The sequence below is a fragment of the Aeromonas sp. s11 genome (assembly GCF_040907945.1).
Lineage (GTDB): Bacteria > Pseudomonadota > Gammaproteobacteria > Enterobacterales > Aeromonadaceae > Aeromonas > Aeromonas veronii.
The window spans coordinates 58,212-74,321 of the sequence record NZ_JBFOCU010000051.1 but is presented as its reverse complement, the minus strand read 5'-3'; the positions used below and the strand labels follow the sequence as shown (position 1 = coordinate 74,321).

Here is a 16,110-nt window from a genome sequence, read left to right as displayed (position 1 = left end):
TTCAAACCTAAGGAGCCTTGTGATGACCTCTCTCACGCTCACCTGCATTGGCCGCCAACAGAACACCCACGATGTCGTGAGCTGGCAGCTGGCGCCGCTTTCCGGCAGCCTCCCTCCCGTACTGGCTGGCCAGTGCATCACCCTGCACACCGAGATCGACGGCCTGCCGGAGTGCCGTGCCTATACCCTCTCCTCCAGCCCGCAGGATTCATGCTGGCAGGTCACCATCAAGGATGTGGGGCTAGTCTCCCACCATCTGCACCAGACCTTGCAGGTGGGAGACAAGATCCGGGCTGATGGCCCGTTCGGCGATTTCAACCTGACCGCCCTGCCCTGCGAGCGGCCGCTGCTCTTGAGCGCTGGTTCCGGCATCACCCCCATGTGGGCCATGTTGCGGGACGAGCTAGCCAAACGGCCGGATGCCGATATCCGCTTTATCCATAGCGCCCGCTCGCCGGAGGATGTGATCTTCGCAGATGACTTGGCTGCATTGGTCGAAGCCCATCCCGGTGTACGGCATGCCCTGATACTGGAAGAGGCGCCAACGGCTCATCCCTGGGTGGGCCGACTCACCCCCGCCATGCTGGCCGAGCTGGCCCCGGATCTGCGCGAACGCCATGTCTATCTCTGCGGCCCAGCACCCTATATGGCGGCGGTCAGCACCATGCTGGCAGAGCTGGGATTGCCACCGGAGCAACTGCATCAGGAGTCCTTTGGTCTTCCCCCCGCAGAGCCCGCCACGACCACCAGCGATCACTTCTGGCTAACCCTGAAAAAGAGCGGCAAGAAAGTGAAAATCCTGCCGGGTCAGACCCTGCTGGCGGCATTGGAAGCTGCGGGCGAAACCATAATGGCGGCTTGTCGCGCCGGGGTATGTGGCAGCTGTCGTTGCACCACCACAGGTGACATCGAGCGCCAGAGCGTGATGACCTTGAGTGCGCAGGACCTGGAGAGCGGCGTGGCTCTGGCCTGCTCCTGCACCGCAAAAGGGGATATCGGCCTCGATTATTGAGGCGTGGTGAAGGCTTTTGTGAGGTGCGGTGAAAGCGTCATCGGTATCCCAACCTTTTCCCAAGTAGACAGGGGCGCTAGACTCTGCCCCAGTTTCACCAGAACACGGGATAAAAAATGACAATACTGGTCACAGGGGGCGCCGGCTATATCGGCTCCCATACCCTGGTTGAACTCTTGAACGTCGGGCAGCAGGTCGTGGTACTCGACAACCTCTCCAACTCCTCACCGGAGTCACTCAAGCGGGTCGAGCAGATCACCGGCAAGCCGGTCACCTTCGTCGAAGGGGATGTGCTGGACAGAGCCTGCCTGCAGCAGCTGTTCGCCAACCACCAGATCGAATCGGTGATCCACTTCGCCGGTCTCAAGGCGGTCGGGGAGTCGAGCCAGATCCCGCTCACCTACTACCAGAACAACATCAGCGGCACTCTGGTGCTGTGCGAAGAGATGGCCAGGGCTGGCGTTTTCCGGCTGGTATTCAGCTCCTCGGCCACCGTCTATGGCGATCCCGCCTCGGTACCGCTGCGGGAAGATTTCCCCACCAGCGCCACCAACCCCTATGGTCGCTCCAAGCTGATGGTGGAGGAGATCCTCCGTGATCTCGCCAAATCCGATCCCCGCTGGGCTATCGTGCTGCTGCGTTACTTCAACCCGGTCGGCGCCCACGAGAGCGGCCTGATTGGTGAAGATCCCAACGGCATCCCCAACAACCTGCTGCCCTATATCAGCCAGGTGGGTGTCGGCAAGCTCAAGGAGCTGGGGGTATTTGGCAACGACTACCCGACCCCGGATGGCACCGGCGTACGTGACTACATCCATGTGGTGGATCTCGCCATCGGCCACCTGAAAGCACTGGCGCGCATCAAGAGCGACACCGGCGTCTTCACCTACAACCTGGGCACAGGTCAGGGCTACTCGGTACTGGAGATGGTCAAGGCGTTTGAAGCGGCCAGCGGCCGACCCATTCCCTACCAGATCAAACCCCGTCGCCCGGGCGACATCGCCGAGTGCTGGGCAGAGCCAACGCTGGCCCGTGCCGAGCTGGGCTGGCAGGCAGAACGCGGTCTGGAGCAGATGATGGTCGATACCTGGCGCTGGCAAAGCAACAACCCGAACGGCTATCAAGGCTGATCTCTCGCGGGTTGATAACAAAACGCCCCGACATTTTCATGTCGGGGCGTTATATTTTGCGACGTTCAATCAGTGGGTCTGACTGCGCAGCAGCGGCACACGGGCCAATCGGGGGGCGATGCGCTCTATCAGCCGATCCGCCAGCGGGGTCAGCAGCAACCAGGGCAGACAGAGGGTCGCCAGCCCCAGTGCGCCGACGTAGACGTCGGTAAACCAGTGGGCGCCAGCCAGAATGCGCGGCGCGGAAAAGATCGGCACCATCAGCAATGCGGTAACTCCCGCCCAGCGCGGCAGATATCGCAAGGCGTAGCCGGCGAAGATCATCAGGAACAGGGCGTGATCCCCGGGGAAACTATCACCGGAAGAGTCCTTGGTCGGAATAGCACTGATCTGGGTCACCCGCAGCGCATCGGCCACCATCAGGGTCGGGCTGGGTCGCTCCACTTGCAATCGGTGACCAAGCTGGTTGATCACCAGTGCGCTCAGCAACATCACTATGCCCATTGCCACCAGCTGGCGACGACCCGCCAAATCCCGGGCGAAGAAGCAGCGGGCCAGGATCAGCCCCATACAGGCCAGCACCGCCAGATCGAACAGCCGGTTATTGGTGATGGCCACCAGATCGGCCCACAGAGCCGACTGCCCGAGCCAGCCGTTGACGGTATGAAAAATCGCGAGATCCCACTGATCCCAGGGACCGTGAGCGGGCAGCGCAGCCCAACTGATGGCCACCAGACCACCGACCAGATAGCAAAGCAGGAACTTGCCCATGGGGACTCTCCTTTAGAAAAGGGCGATATCGTAAAACTGTAGCGTGCGTCACAAAACCGAAGAATTGTAAGAAAGTGCGACACAATATCAAGCCTCAAATAAAGCCCATCAGCCCATTCCAATCTCGCATATCCCAACAGCGCCAAGATTTCTGCCTCCGGTGCTGCATCTGTGGGCCTCTCACCATGAGTGCGGCTTGTGCCACCACCGCAACACCCCCTAGAATGCGCACTTCCCTTTACTGCGAAAGGAAGCGGTATGCATATTCACATTCTCGGGATCTGCGGCACCTTTATGGGTGGTCTGGCGGTGTTGGCAAAACAGCTTGGTTACCGGGTGACCGGTTCGGATGCCAATGTCTATCCCCCCATGAGTACCCAGCTCGAGCAACAGGGCATCGAACTGACCGAAGGCTATGACCCCTCCCAACTCGATCCGGCGCCGGATCTGGTGGTGATCGGCAACGCCATGAGCCGCGGCAACCCCTGTGTTGAATATGTGCTGGACCGCAATCTGCCCTATATCTCCGGCCCCCAGTGGCTGCTGGAGCATGTGCTGCAGGATCGCTGGGTACTGGCCGTTGCCGGCACCCACGGCAAGACCACCACCGCCAGCATGCTGGCCTGGGTGCTGGAGTACGCCAAGCTGGAACCCGGTTTCCTTATTGGCGGCGTGCCGGGCAACTTCCCAGTCTCCGCCCGTCTCGGCTCTGCCCCCTTCTTCGTGATCGAAGCGGACGAATATGACTGCGCCTTCTTCGACAAGCGTTCCAAGTTCGTCCACTACCACCCGCGCACCCTGGTGATGAACAATCTGGAGTTCGACCACGCGGACATCTTCCCGGATCTCGCCGCGATCCAGCGCCAGTTCCACCACCTGATGCGCACCGTGCCGAGCAACGGCCGGGTGCTGTTCCCGCAAGCCGATGACAACCTCACCGCCGTACGCAAGATGGGCTGCTGGAGCGAAGTGGAGCTGGTGGGTCAGGATGACGCCAAGTGGAAGGCGGTCAAGCTGGCCGATGACGGTTCCGCCTTCGAGGTGTGGCTGGATGGCGAAAAGCAGGGTGAGGTGCACTGGGAGTGCATCGGCGAGCACAACGTCAACAATGGTCTGATGGCCATCGCCGCCGCTCGCCATGCCGGAGTCATGGTGGAGCATGGCATCGCCGCCCTCAGCCAGTTCAAATCCCCCAAACGGCGGATGGAGCTCAAGGGCGAAGTGGCGGGCATCAGCGTCTATGACGACTTCGCCCACCACCCCACCGCCATCGAGACCACCCTCGGCGGCCTGCGCGCCAAGGTAGGCAGCTCACGTATTCTGGCGGTGCTGGAGCCTCGCTCCAACACCATGAAGCTGGGGGTTCACAAGGAGGAGCTGGCTGGCTGCTTCGATGGCGCCGACGAGGTGTTCTTTTTCCAGCCCCCCAACATCGGCTGGGATCTCGGCGAGGTGACGGCCCATATGACCCGACCCGCCAAGGTATTCAACGATCTGGAGACCCTGATCAACCGGTTGGTGGCCGAGAGCCGCGATGGCGACCATATTCTGATCATGAGCAACGGCGGCTTCGGCGGTATTCATGACAAGCTGATCGCCCGCCTCAAGGATTACCACGGCGAACTATGAACAAAGCGATCACCCTGGCACTGACCGGTGCCTCCGGCGCCCCCTACGCCCTGCGCCTGCTCCAGTGTCTGGTGCAGGCGGACTATAGGGTCTATCTGCTCGCCTCATCGGCAGCTCGTGTGGTACTCAAGACCGAGCAGCAGCAGGATTGGCCCGGCTCGCCGAAAGAGCTCTCTGCTTATCTCTGTCGCCAATATGGCGCCATCGATGGGCAGATCGTGGCCTGCGGCAAGGAGGAGTGGTTCTCGCCGGTGGCCTCCGGTTCGGCCGCCCCCAAACAGATGGTGGTCTGCCCCTGCTCAATGGGCACCGTCTCGGCCATTGCCAACGGCACCTCGGACAACCTGCTGGAACGGGCAGCGGACGTGGTTATCAAGGAGCGCGGCCAGCTGATCCTGGTGCCCCGCGAAACCCCCTTCTCGGCGATCCATCTGGAGAACATGCTGAAACTGGCACGGCTCGGGGTGACCATCATGCCCGCTGCGCCCGGTTTCTATCATGAGCCGAAAAGCATCGCCGATCTGGTGGACTTTATGGTCGCCCGTATCCTTGATCATCTGGGTGTCGAGCATGAGCTAACCCACCGCTGGGGCTATGGCCACCACTGAGGTGACTGCCACATTCGGCCATAAAAAAACGGCGCCACTCAATGAGTGACGCCGTTTTTTCGTTAAGCCGTGTTAGCGAGCCTGAATTGGCGCCGTCACGTACTTGAACAGGAAATCAGTCACCTCTTGGCGCACCGGGCGCTGAGGTTGATTGATCATCTGCATCATCACATAGCCAAAACCGGTCAGAGAGCGGGCCAGATCCTGTGCTGACAGCACGCTGGTGATCTCCCCTGCATCCATGGCGGTTTGCAGCTCGCTGGCGATCAGCTCAAGGCAGTGATCGAGCAGCCGGGTATAGCGGGGCCATACCTCTTCCCGAACCGATGAGCTCCACTCCAGCCAGATACCGGCATAATCCGGTTGATCGTAGGCGGCATCGACAGAGAGGCGTACATGACGCTGGATCTTGTCGAAAATGGAGCCCTGGTCACCGTATGCCTGCGACAGCATCTGGTTCACAAAGCGTTCGATCTCGGCCAGCACCTCATCTACCAACTCCTCGCGGGTGTTGAAATAGTTGAAGACGGTAGCCACAGAGACCTTGGCCTGTTCGGCTATCTCGGCGTGACCTGCACGGCCAATGCCGCGACGGGAGAACACCTCGATGGCACATTCCATCAATTGGGAGCGACGAGCTTCCGGCGACAGCCGGGTACGACGTCTTATTTCTGCGCGTGGTTCCATAGTTTTTATCATCTAATAGTTATTGATTATGGTGTTTATAGTATTTTAACTAATCATGCCTGAGTGCCTGCTAACTCTATCAATTAAAATAAGCCGATAAAAGCACCACGTATCTCTAGCACCCTTCAACATGAGTGGTAGAATCATCGGTTTTGATATTCATGAACGGCCAAATCCCCTTTGGCCTTATGGGAGTAAGTGATGAAACACACCGTCGAGGTGATGATCTCCGAGGCTGAAGTAGCCGCCCGGATCGCCAAATTGGGTGAAGAGATCACCGCCCGCTATCAGGGTTCTGACGAAGTCGTGATGATTGCGCTGCTGCGCGGTTCCTGCATCTTCCTGGCCGACCTCTGCCGCCAGTGCCAGCTGCCCATCACCCTGGACTTCATGACCGCCTCCAGCTACGGCTCCGGCATGCACAGCACCCGTGACGTCCGCATCCTCAAAGACCTGGACGACGACATCAAGGGCAAGGATGTGGTGATCGTGGAAGACATCATCGACACCGGTTACACCCTCAACAAGGTGCGCGAGATCCTCTCCCTGCGCGAGCCGAAATCCCTGGCCATCTGCACCCTGCTGGACAAACCCTCCCGCCGCGAAGTGCAGGTGCCGGTCGACTGGATTGGCTTCGCCATTCCGGACGAATTCGTGGTCGGCTGTGGCATCGACTACGCCCAGAAGTACCGCAACCTGCCGTTTATCGGCAAAGTGGTAGCTCAGGAGTAAGCCAGGTTCAGGAATATCACGGGTGAAGCGGCCTTGCGCCCTTTACTCTGTGCAGGCGGCCTTGGCCGCCTTTTCTGTATCGAGCCGGATTCAACCATCACAGAGGTTGCAATGAACGCACTGGAAATCAGCGGCCTGAAAAAGACCTATCAGGGGGGCGTCGAAGCCCTTAAAGGCATCGATCTTACCGTCAGGCAGGGGGATTTCTTCGCCCTGCTCGGCCCGAACGGCGCGGGCAAGTCCACCACCATCGGCGTCATCAGCTCGCTGGTGAACAAGAGCGCCGGCAAGGTGAAGGTGTTTGGCTACGACATCGACAGCGATCTGGAACAGGCCAAGGCCCAGCTCGGACTGGTGCCGCAGGAGTTCAACTTCAGCCAGTTCGAGAAGGTGATCCAGATTGTCACCCATCAGGCCGGTTTCTACGGCGTACCCAAGGCAGAAGCCAAGATCCGCGCCGAGAAGTACCTGCGCCAGCTCGATCTGTGGGAGAAGCGCGACATGCCTGCCCGCACCCTCTCCGGCGGCATGAAGCGCCGTCTGATGATCGCCCGCGCCCTGATGCACGAACCCAAGCTACTGATCCTCGATGAACCGACCGCCGGGGTCGATATCGAGATCCGCCGCTCCATGTGGACCTTCCTCAAGGATCTCAACGAGCAGGGCGTCACCATCATCCTCACCACCCACTATCTGGAAGAGGCCGAGATGCTCTGCCGCAACATCGGCATCATCGACAAGGGTCGTCTGATCGAGAACACCAGCATGAAGAATCTGCTGGGCAAGCTGGGTCGCGAGACCTTCCTGCTCGACCTTGCGCCAGGTTCTGCCGTACCCGAGGTGCCAGAGTTCAACGGCCGTATGCCGGATGAGCGCACCCTTGAGGTGGATCTCGACAAGAGCCAGTCACTCAACAGCCTGTTCGAGCAGTTGTCGAACCAGCAGGTGCAGGTCGTGAGCATGCGAAACAAAGCCAACCGGCTGGAAGAGCTGTTCGTCAATCTGGTCGAAGAGGGGAGAAAAGCATGAATCTGGCCATCTATTACATCGCCTTCAAGAGCATTCTGGCCAAGGAGGTGAGCCGCTTTACCCGGATCTGGATCCAGACCCTGGTGCCACCGGCCATCACCATGAGCCTCTACTTCGTCATCTTCGGCAACCTGATCGGTTCGCGCATCGGTGACATGGGTGGCTTCAGCTACATGGAGTTCATCGTGCCCGGCCTCATCATGATGTCGGTGATCACCAACTCCTACTCCAACGTTGCCTCCTCCTTCTTCAGCGCCAAGTTCCAGCGCAATATCGAGGAGATGCTGGTCGCGCCGGTGCCCAACTACGTCATCATCGCCGGTTACGTGGGCGGAGGCGTGGCACGCGGCCTCTGTGTAGGCCTCATCGTCACCCTGGTGTCGCTGTTCTTCGTGCCGCTGCAGATCCACCATCTGTTCAGCGTCTGCGTGACCGTGCTGCTCACCGCGATCCTCTTCTCGCTGGGGGGGCTCATCAATGCGGTGTTTGCCAAGACCTTCGACGACATCAGCATCATCCCCACCTTCGTGCTGACCCCCCTCACCTATCTGGGCGGGGTGTTCTACTCCATCAGCCTGCTGCCCCCCTTCTGGCAGGGCGTCTCCCAGGTGAACCCCATCATCTACATGGTGAACGCGTTCCGTTACGGCTTCCTCGGTATCTCCGACGTGCCGCTCGGCACCGCCTACCTCATCATCATCGGCTTTATCGTGGCCCTCTACGGTATCGCCTGGTGGCTCATCTCCCGCGGCACCGGCCTGCGCCACTGATTGCCAAAACGGGCACCTCGCGGTGCCCGTTTTCATTGTCCGGCCCACCTCGGGATGACCTAGACCCGGATGGCGTGCTCCTTTAGCAGCCGGGCGGTGAGCTCAAGCTTCTCGTTGCGCTCGGCGGCCCGTTCGGGAACCGTGACGCCCCCCAGCTCATCGACCCGCACCTGACCGAAGGCATCGTCGATTGCCTGCGCCATGGCGGTTCGACCAGCAGCGAGCTCGGGATCGATCAGGCTCTCCTGCATCCGGATCCGGTTCTCGCTGGCCGCCAGCTGCAGTTCCTCCAACTGGGTGGCGAGAGTGACAATCCGGTTATCGACCCGCTGGGCCAATTCGAAGAGACGGTTCTCATTCCCTGCCGCCATCGCCAGTCCATCTAGCTGCTCCCCTTTGCGCTGATCAAAGTTGCTTACCGCACGAGCGGCCAGCTCCAGTGCATACGCCTTGGTTGCCATGGCGTTGACTCCGCCCTCCCAACCGACATCTGACCCCACCCCCAGCGTCACGCCAAGAGTAGTATGAAACTTGGCTCCCTCCGGCCCGAAAGCCGCGGTGGCACCGGCCGATGCACCTACCCCCAGATTGGCGGAGGCGCGTACTTTGGCCGAAAGGCTATAGGCATCCGCATACTGACTCTTGAGCAGGTTTAGCTGGGCACTCCCCTCTGCTTTCATACCAGCAAAGGCCGAGGCGTTGGCCGTCACGCTGACCACTGGCCCATTGGGCGTCATGATAGCCGCAGCACCGGCCTCCAGCTTGGCATTGGCGACCACCTCGGCAGAGCCTGCCAGCTTGGCGTTAAGCAGATTGCCGATAGTCCAGCTCCCCTCCACCGATAGCCCCAGCCTGCTCACCAGCTCGGCACTGACCCCGATGCGCAGCAGACTAAGGTCATGGGGCCCCGGGGTGTAGCGCGATCCGTCGGTATCATTGACGATCTTGTTCACGGGATTGAACACCAATGAGCCTTCCGCCTTGCCAATCACCAGCTCGGCCTTGGCACTCGCCTTGTTCTCCTGAGTCAGGGCCACCTTGCCAGCAAACTCTCCTACCGGCGTGTCGCGACGCCCCTCCCACTTGCCAATCTCGATCTTGGCGAAAGCCTCCACCAGCGCACTGGCACTGACCAGCCCGAGTCCGCCAAAGGCCTTCTGGCTCACGGGCTCGCCCGGTTTCAGCTCCTTGCTGGCCGCAGAGAGAGGGCTCTTGAGCTCGGCCCGGACAGCACTCTGATAGTGCTTGCCTGATGCGCCCTCTCCCTGCCAGAGCGCCTTCTCCTGCGCCTCGCGCTCAAGCCAGGGCTCATCCAGTCCATCCACCAGCGCGGTCAGCAGCTCGGTCCTGAGCAGGCCAATCTCCCCCTGCTTGCTCACCTGCTGCTGAATGCTGAGATCCAGAACCTCCTTGAGGTGGCCCAGCTCCAGCAACTGACTGTGGGTCAGCAGGATATCGCGACCATTCTCCTCGGCAGTGGCTTGCGGCTTGAGCTCACCCAGTGCAGGCAGAGCCTGACGCAAGGTCCCGCAAAACAGCTGCCACTCGTGGCTTGCTGCGACCTCTTCACGGGTCGGCACCCGCTCCAGCCGTCGCGCCATCATCCCCTCACTCACCCCGAACATCAGATCGAGCCCCCCTTGCAGCTCCCGCTTGAACAGGTCGTTGGCCCCCTCCTGTTGCAGGCGAGCCAACTCGCTGCACCACTGGCGGATCTGCTGGTTACTCTCGATAGGCTGATTGACTCTCCCCTGCTCGTTGCAAACCCACGCCAGCTGAAATGAGGGAGGCTTGCCACCCTGCGCCAACGCCTGACGGCGGACAGCGATGTCATCGACCAGTTTTTGCAACACGGGATCCTGCTGACGGGAGCGGTTCTTGCCCGAGTCGATCCAGAACTGCAGCGCCTGTTCGATCTTCGCCAACCCGGCCAATGAAGGCATTGACTGGGCCTGGTAGTGCCGCACGGCCTGCTTGACCGCCTTGAGTTCCGGGCTCTGCCGATGGCCAATACCACGGCGGATCCCCCTATCGAACTCCCGGCTACCGACATCCAGCAGCCGTAGTCTGGCGTTGCCAAGGCGAGCAGTAGCAGGAGGTGTAGCATCAGAGCTTGTCTGCTGATGACGGCTTACATCGATATCCGGGGAGGCAATTTTCATGGCAAGAAACCTGCGTTGATGAGAGAGAAGATCCTCAGCGTACGCCGCCCCCCCTTGTCACCCTGTCAGCGACGGTCCCGCTTTTTTAGGATTCGGACTGACCCGTAAAAGATGTCTGTCAGCTCACAATTTCGGCACAATCACCCGCCCCTCCGACCAAAAACGCTAAAAAAATGACGACAAGTGATAAGCAGCCACCGATCAGCCGCATAGGGTGTCACTCTCCCCCTGCCCGAGGTTTGGCCATGTATCACGCTCTCATCACCGCCCTGTACACACAACTTGGACTTCCGCTTCCGGTGGCCGGACAGACAGCCACCACCCTGACCATCAACGACGAACTAGTGCTGACGCTGGCAGAGGATGAGGGCCATCTGGTGATCTATCTGCTGCTGCCGGACCACGCCATGCCCAACACGCCCTTGCTCAACCACCTTGGCGACGAGCCGGTGTTTCTGCTGGATCAGACCGAACAGGGAGAGACCCTGATCTGGGCCCGCGAGTGGCTCGATCACCTGACGGTCGACAGCTTGTTGGTACTGCTCGAACGGGCCATCGAGCTGGCTGCCGAACTGCTGACCCACCAGCACGACCGGGAGCAAGCGACACAACCACAACAACCCGCCTCCACAACCGCCACCATCAGGGTCTAGCGCACTTATTCTGGTCACTACCCCGCAAAATCGAGATTTATCTTGTCCGGCATGGGTTTAGTCATTGCGGCTCAATCGGGAGTTGTTAGAATTTATCCCTCTCTATAAAGAGGTAGAACATGCCTGTGTTGTTGCGCATGCTGGCCAGGCTGGCGCTGGGTGGCTTCTTCCTAGCCTCCGCCGGGTTCAAGCTGACATCCCCCGCCCTGTTTGTCGAACAGATCGCGGCCTTCGGGCTGATCTGGCCACCGCTGATCCCGTTCGCCGCCTGGGGGCTGATTGCCCTTGAGCTCTGCGCCGGGCTTGCAGTCATCGCCAACCGGCGCTGGGGACTCTGGCTGGTGATCGGGCTGCTCGCCCTGTTTATTCCGGTGTTGGGCTATGGCGTTGCCATCGGGCTCGACATCTCTTGCGGCTGTCTAGGCAGGGCTGACCTCAGCTCGTTGCCGGAGGCCATTGTGCGGGATCTGCTGCTACTGACGCTTGCGGGCGCCCTGCTGCGAACTTCCCGCCCCGTTTTTCCCGTTCTAAAGGAGTAGTGACATGATGACATTGCGATCCCGCACCCTGCTGGCCTCGCTGATCGCCGCCAGCTTTGCCCTCGGTGGCTGTGGCGACAACCAGTTCGAGCAGGAGGTGAAGCTGGAGCAGTCGGCGGTGCAGCTGGCGCAAGAGACGCAGCAGGGGGGCTATCAGCTGCTGACCGTGGCCGAGCTGAAGACCCGGATGGACAAGGGCGAGGAGCTGGTGATCATCGACACCATGCCCTATGAGGACTCCTACAAGAAAGAGCACATCCCGGGCGCCAAGAACTTTGTCTTCGTGAAGGAGGCCAAGTCCGGCGACAACTGGAGCGAAATCGTCGAGGGGAGCGGCACGGCGGAGCAGTTCCAGGCGCTGCTGGGTGAAGACAAATCCCGCCCGGTGGTGATCTACTGCGGCTTCGTCAAGTGCGGCCGCAGCCACAACGCAGCCGCCTGGGCGGTGACTCAGGGCTATCAGCAAGTCTATCGGGTGCCGGGCGGCATCTTCGCCTGGAAAGGAGCCGGTTACCCCGTCTCTGCCGAGTAACCGCGTCTGCCCACAAGGCAACACAGCCGATATGAAAGAAGCCCGCAACTGCGGGCTTCTTTCATATTGGGCAACACTTGGAGTTAACTGGCGGCCTGCGTCTGCACCGTCTCCACGTTGGCCAGCTGCTGCTTGCCCAGCAACCGCTTGGTGATCATCGCCGCCATGATGGAGCCGTTGACGTTGAGAGCTGTGCGGCCCATATCCACCAGTGGCTCGATGGCGATCATCACCCCCACCAGCGCGATGGGGAAGTTGAGGGTGGAGAGCACGATCAGCGCGGCGAAGGTGCCGCCACCGCCGACGCCGGCCACCCCGATGGAGCCCAGCGCAATCACCGGCAACAGAGTCAGCAGGAACAGGGGATCAAACGGGTTGATGCCGAGTATGGGGGCAATCATCGCCACCATCATGGCCGGATAGATACCGGCGCAGCCGTTCTGGCCGAGGTTGGCACCGAACGAGGCGGCAAAGTTGGCGATGCTGGCGGGCACACCAAGGCGCTGCTGGGTCTCGATGCTGAGCGGAATGGAGGCGGCGCTGCTGCGGGAGATAAAGGCGAAGGTGAGCACGCCCCACACTTCCCGAAGATAGTGCAGCGGGTTCTGGCCGATCAGCAACAGGATCACCATGTGCACCGCAAACATCGCCAGAATGGCGACGTAGCAGACCAGAATAAAACCGAGCAGGCTGAGGATCTCGCTCAGGGGATAGTGAGCCACCACCCGGGCGATCAGCGCCATCACGCCATAGGGGGTGAGCGCAATCACCACCCGCGCCATCTTCATCACCCACAGTTGCAGGGTGTCGATGGCCACAGCGGCGCGAGCACCGGCCTCTGGATGCTCCGCCTTCAACTGCAGCAGGGCAACCCCGGCCAGCACGGTGAAGATCACCACCCCGATCACCGAGAGACCGCGGCTACCCGCCATATCGGCGGCAAAGTTGGTGGGCACCAGCGAGAGCAGCAGGGCCGGCAGGGTCTGGGCACTGTCGATGGTGCTCATGCTCTGTTGCAGCGCAGCGCTATCGCTGCCGTGGCTCAGCAGCCCCTCGGCAGTGAGACCACTCAGATGGGTCACCGTCATCCCCACCACACCGGCGATCATCACCAGGGCCAGCATGGAGCCGATTAGCACGGCGCTGATCTTGCCGAGGGACTGGGCCTGCTCCAGCTTGTTGATGGCGGAGAGGATGGAGGTGAACACCAGCGGCATCATCACCACCTTGAGCAGGCTGACATAGCCGCCGCCGATGATATTGACCCACTCCAGGGTCTGCTGGACGCCGACATCATCGGCACCCCAGCCCAGTTGCAGAGCCAGCCCGAACAGGGCACCGAGCAGCAGACCCGCAAGCACCTTGCGCGAGAGCGGCACCGAAGCGGGCAGCCGGGTCAGGGCAAAACAGAGCAGACAGAAGAGCAACGAAGCAAACAAGGTAAACATAAATAAACACCTGTAGCGGCCATCAGGGCCGATTGTGGAGAGAGAAAACAGCGGGTGCGAGCAGAGTCGCGAGGGAAAACGCCAAATGGCAGGCGTGAAAAAGCAGCGGACGCCCGGGAAGGCGTCCGCTGACAATCGGGGGAATTACTTCTTTACGGTGACGACGCGGTTGTCGATAAGGCGGGCCTTGCCCAGATAGGCAGCCATCAGGATCACCAGCTGCGCGCTCTCGTCAGTGGCAGATTCGAGGGTGGCGGCATCGACGATGTCGATGGCATCGGTACGAAAACCGGCATTGTCGAGGCGCTGGCTTGCCTGCGCCACCAGCGACGGCAGGTGATGGTCACCCGCTTCAATCTGCTCGGCGATCCAGTTCATGGTGCGCGCCAGCTCGGGGGCAATGGCCCGCTCGGCAGCTGTCAGGTAGCCGTTACGCGAAGAGAGCGCCAGCCCGTCTTCGGCCCGCACTGTGGGCACGCCGACGATCTCGATGGGCATCGCCATGTCGGCCACCATCTTTCGAATAAGCGCCAACTGCTGGTAATCCTTCTGGCCAAAGCAGGCCACATCCGGCTGTACCAGATTGAACAGCTTGGTGACGACGGTACTGACACCACGGAAGTGACCCGGGCGCAGCGCCCCCTCCAGCAGATTGGATAGACCCGGCACCTCGACGAAGGTCTGGCTGGCCAGCCCCTGCGGATACATGATCTCCGGGGTCGGGGTGAACACCATATCGACACCGGCCGCTTCCAGCGCAGCGCAATCCTGCTCCAGAGTGCGCGGATAGTTGGCAAGATCCTCGGCCTTGTCGAACTGCATCGGGTTGACGAAGATGCTGACCACCACCTTCTCGGCGTGGCTGTGCGCCTCTTTCACCAGCGTCAGGTGGCCCTGATGCAGGTTACCCATGGTGGGCACGAATGCGATGGCACGCCCTTCACGGCGCCATTGAGAGATCTGCTCACGCAGAGCGGCAGGATTGTTAACAACCAACATCGGCAGTTCACCTTCAGATGAATCAAAAAGATACGGGTTACATCAGCCTGACAGGATGACGAAACGGGGGCACTGGCCCCCGCTCTCATCGATAGGGCATCACATCAGTTGAAGCAGTGCTCCGGGCCGGGGAAGCTCCCCTCGCTCACCTGCTGGACATAGAGGCGGATGGCGGCACGCACATCGCCGGTCTCGGCCAGGAAGTTCTTGGTGAACTTGGGCACATAGCCGGAGGTGATGCCAAAGGCGTCGTGCATCACCAGAATTTGACCATCGGTCGCGGGGCCGGCACCAATGCCGATCACCGGGATGCGCAGCGCCTTGGTGATCCGCTCGGCCAGCGCAGTGGGCACACACTCGAGCACCAGCAGCTGGATACCGGCCGCTTGCAGTTCGAGGGCCTGACGATAGATCTCCTGCGCCTGAAACTCATCGCGCCCCTGCACCTTGAAGCCGCCAAAGACATGAACGGATTGCGGAGTGAGACCGAGGTGACCGCACACCGGCACCCCGTTGCGGGTGAGGTGGCGGATGGAGTCACACAGCCAGTCGCCCCCTTCCATCTTCACCATGCGGGCACCGGCCGCCATCAGGCGGGCGGCGTTTTGGTAAGTCTGCTCGGGGGTTGCGTAACTCATGAACGGCATGTCGGCGACCACCAGTGCCTTGCTGGCACCACGCGCCACACAGCGGGTGTGATAGACCATCTCATCCATGTTGACCGCCAGGGTATCCTGCCCCCCTTGCAGCACCATGCCCAGCGAATCGCCGATGAGCAGCACATGGGCCCCCTCGTCGTCGAACAGCTTGGCAAAAGTGGCATCATAGGCGGTGATGGCGGTGAACTTTTGACCGTCCTGCTTCATCTTCTGCAGGCTGGCGGTGGTGATCTTGCTCATAGAGGCTCCTGTACGTCTGCACTCGGCGCAATGATGGCCAAATCATTGTGCGGGCAGCGGGCAACCAGTAGGGCGAGCGGGGTGCCGCAGGGCAGCACCAGAGCAGGCGCAATTTCGGCAAGGGGCAGCAGCACGAACTCCCGCGCCTTCATGCCGTAGTGGGGTACGATCAGGCGCTCATGGTTGATCACCTGATCCCCATAGAGCAGCAGATCGAGATCCAGGGTTCTGGGTCCCCACCGCTCCTCTTTGCGCACACGTCCCTGTTCCAGCTCGATTTTTTGTAATTGATCCAGCAGCGCAAGGGGCGCGAGCCGGGTATTGAGCCGGGCCACGGCATTGACGTAGTCCGGCTGGTCAGCAGGCCCCATGGGGCGGCTGCTGTAAAACGACGAGGCCTCCACCAGCAGAGATTCCGGCAACCTTGCCAACGCGGCAACGGCGCGACGAGCCTGACCCAGCGGATCAGACAGGTTGGAACCAATGGCGATGAAGACCTCGGTCATCACG

At 60.8% G+C, this 16,110-nt stretch carries 17 protein-coding genes; 10 read left to right on the top strand and 7 right to left on the bottom strand.

Annotation, left to right across the window (positions count from 1 at the left end; genetic code table 11):
- Positions 1 to 22 precede the first annotated feature (22 nt).
- The gene (locus tag AB5Y84_RS13980) at positions 23 to 1,012 is read left to right on the top strand and encodes a 2Fe-2S iron-sulfur cluster-binding protein (protein WP_368177189.1); all 990 of its coding nucleotides are present in this window, start codon (positions 23 to 25) and stop codon (positions 1,010 to 1,012) included.
- A gap of 116 nt (positions 1,013 to 1,128) precedes the next feature.
- Entirely contained in the window at positions 1,129 to 2,142 is a 1,014-nt protein-coding gene (galE, locus tag AB5Y84_RS13975) for a UDP-glucose 4-epimerase GalE (protein WP_005354620.1), read from the top strand.
- Positions 2,143 to 2,211: 69 nt separating this feature from the next.
- Here galE and AB5Y84_RS13970 read toward each other — a convergent pair whose 3' ends face one another.
- Complete coding sequence (locus tag AB5Y84_RS13970; protein ID WP_368177188.1) at positions 2,212 to 2,913, bottom strand: phosphatase PAP2 family protein; 702 nt, start codon at positions 2,911 to 2,913, stop codon at positions 2,212 to 2,214.
- Between the two features lie 258 nt (positions 2,914 to 3,171).
- On the opposite strand from AB5Y84_RS13970, the gene mpl reads away from it, so the two are divergent.
- Both mpl and AB5Y84_RS13960 read left to right on the top strand, forming a co-directional pair.
- Positions 3,172 to 4,542 (top strand): UDP-N-acetylmuramate:L-alanyl-gamma-D-glutamyl-meso-diaminopimelate ligase, encoded by a 1,371-nt coding sequence (gene mpl / locus AB5Y84_RS13965; RefSeq protein WP_257725360.1) that lies wholly within the window; start codon positions 3,172 to 3,174, stop codon positions 4,540 to 4,542.
- A complete protein-coding gene (locus AB5Y84_RS13960) occupies positions 4,539 to 5,150 on the top strand; it encodes a flavin prenyltransferase UbiX (protein ID WP_064341713.1) in 612 nt (203 codons plus the stop codon). The genes mpl and AB5Y84_RS13960 overlap by 4 nt, the downstream gene beginning before the upstream one ends.
- A gap of 72 nt (positions 5,151 to 5,222) precedes the next feature.
- Here AB5Y84_RS13960 and AB5Y84_RS13955 read toward each other — a convergent pair whose 3' ends face one another.
- Positions 5,223 to 5,837 (bottom strand): TetR/AcrR family transcriptional regulator, encoded by a 615-nt coding sequence (locus AB5Y84_RS13955; RefSeq protein ID WP_042052376.1) that lies wholly within the window; start codon positions 5,835 to 5,837, stop codon positions 5,223 to 5,225.
- Between the two features lie 201 nt (positions 5,838 to 6,038).
- Here AB5Y84_RS13955 and hpt point away from each other — a divergent pair, with 201 nt between their 5' ends.
- The 3 genes from hpt (at position 6,039) to AB5Y84_RS13940 (ending at position 8,368) form a co-directional block, all read left to right on the top strand.
- The gene (gene hpt, locus AB5Y84_RS13950) at positions 6,039 to 6,569 is read left to right on the top strand and encodes a hypoxanthine phosphoribosyltransferase (RefSeq protein ID WP_257725359.1); all 531 of its coding nucleotides are present in this window, start codon (positions 6,039 to 6,041) and stop codon (positions 6,567 to 6,569) included.
- 111 nt (positions 6,570 to 6,680) lie between these two features.
- Complete coding sequence (locus AB5Y84_RS13945; protein ID WP_005354634.1) at positions 6,681 to 7,598, top strand: ABC transporter ATP-binding protein; 918 nt, start codon at positions 6,681 to 6,683, stop codon at positions 7,596 to 7,598.
- Complete coding sequence (locus AB5Y84_RS13940) at positions 7,595 to 8,368, top strand: ABC transporter permease (protein ID WP_124928571.1); 774 nt, start codon at positions 7,595 to 7,597, stop codon at positions 8,366 to 8,368. Before AB5Y84_RS13945 ends, AB5Y84_RS13940 begins: the two co-directional genes overlap by 4 nt.
- A 59-nt stretch (positions 8,369 to 8,427) precedes the next feature.
- On the opposite strand, the gene AB5Y84_RS13935 is transcribed toward AB5Y84_RS13940, so the two are convergent.
- Positions 8,428 to 10,530, bottom strand: a complete 2,103-nt coding sequence (locus tag AB5Y84_RS13935; RefSeq protein WP_368177187.1) for a hypothetical protein — start codon at positions 10,528 to 10,530, stop codon at positions 8,428 to 8,430.
- Positions 10,531 to 10,775: 245 nt separating this feature from the next.
- Between AB5Y84_RS13935 and AB5Y84_RS13930 the strand changes: the two genes are divergently transcribed.
- From AB5Y84_RS13930 to AB5Y84_RS13920, 3 genes are all read left to right on the top strand, one after another.
- Positions 10,776 to 11,183, top strand: a complete 408-nt coding sequence (locus AB5Y84_RS13930; protein WP_257725357.1) for a hypothetical protein — start codon at positions 10,776 to 10,778, stop codon at positions 11,181 to 11,183.
- A gap of 119 nt (positions 11,184 to 11,302) precedes the next feature.
- Complete coding sequence (locus tag AB5Y84_RS13925) at positions 11,303 to 11,722, top strand: MauE/DoxX family redox-associated membrane protein (RefSeq protein WP_257725356.1); 420 nt, start codon at positions 11,303 to 11,305, stop codon at positions 11,720 to 11,722.
- A gap of 4 nt (positions 11,723 to 11,726) precedes the next feature.
- Entirely contained in the window at positions 11,727 to 12,254 is a 528-nt protein-coding gene (locus AB5Y84_RS13920; protein ID WP_042063117.1) for a rhodanese-like domain-containing protein, read from the top strand.
- 83 nt (positions 12,255 to 12,337) lie between these two features.
- On the opposite strand, the gene AB5Y84_RS13915 is transcribed toward AB5Y84_RS13920, so the two are convergent.
- From AB5Y84_RS13915 to folK, 4 genes are all read right to left on the bottom strand, one after another.
- Positions 12,338 to 13,702 carry a cation:dicarboxylase symporter family transporter gene (locus AB5Y84_RS13915; RefSeq protein ID WP_368177186.1) on the bottom strand — a complete coding sequence of 455 codons (1,365 nt, stop codon included), beginning with the start codon at positions 13,700 to 13,702 and terminating at the stop codon, positions 12,338 to 12,340.
- Positions 13,703 to 13,846: 144 nt separating this feature from the next.
- The gene (gene panC / locus AB5Y84_RS13910) at positions 13,847 to 14,701 is read right to left on the bottom strand and encodes a pantoate--beta-alanine ligase (RefSeq protein ID WP_159164280.1); all 855 of its coding nucleotides are present in this window, start codon (positions 14,699 to 14,701) and stop codon (positions 13,847 to 13,849) included.
- Positions 14,702 to 14,805: 104 nt separating this feature from the next.
- A complete protein-coding gene (panB, locus tag AB5Y84_RS13905; RefSeq protein ID WP_257725353.1) occupies positions 14,806 to 15,600 on the bottom strand; it encodes a 3-methyl-2-oxobutanoate hydroxymethyltransferase in 795 nt (264 codons plus the stop codon).
- A complete protein-coding gene (folK, locus tag AB5Y84_RS13900) occupies positions 15,597 to 16,106 on the bottom strand; it encodes a 2-amino-4-hydroxy-6-hydroxymethyldihydropteridine diphosphokinase (RefSeq protein ID WP_257725372.1) in 510 nt (169 codons plus the stop codon). The genes panB and folK overlap by 4 nt, the downstream gene beginning before the upstream one ends.
- Positions 16,107 to 16,110 lie beyond the last annotated feature (4 nt).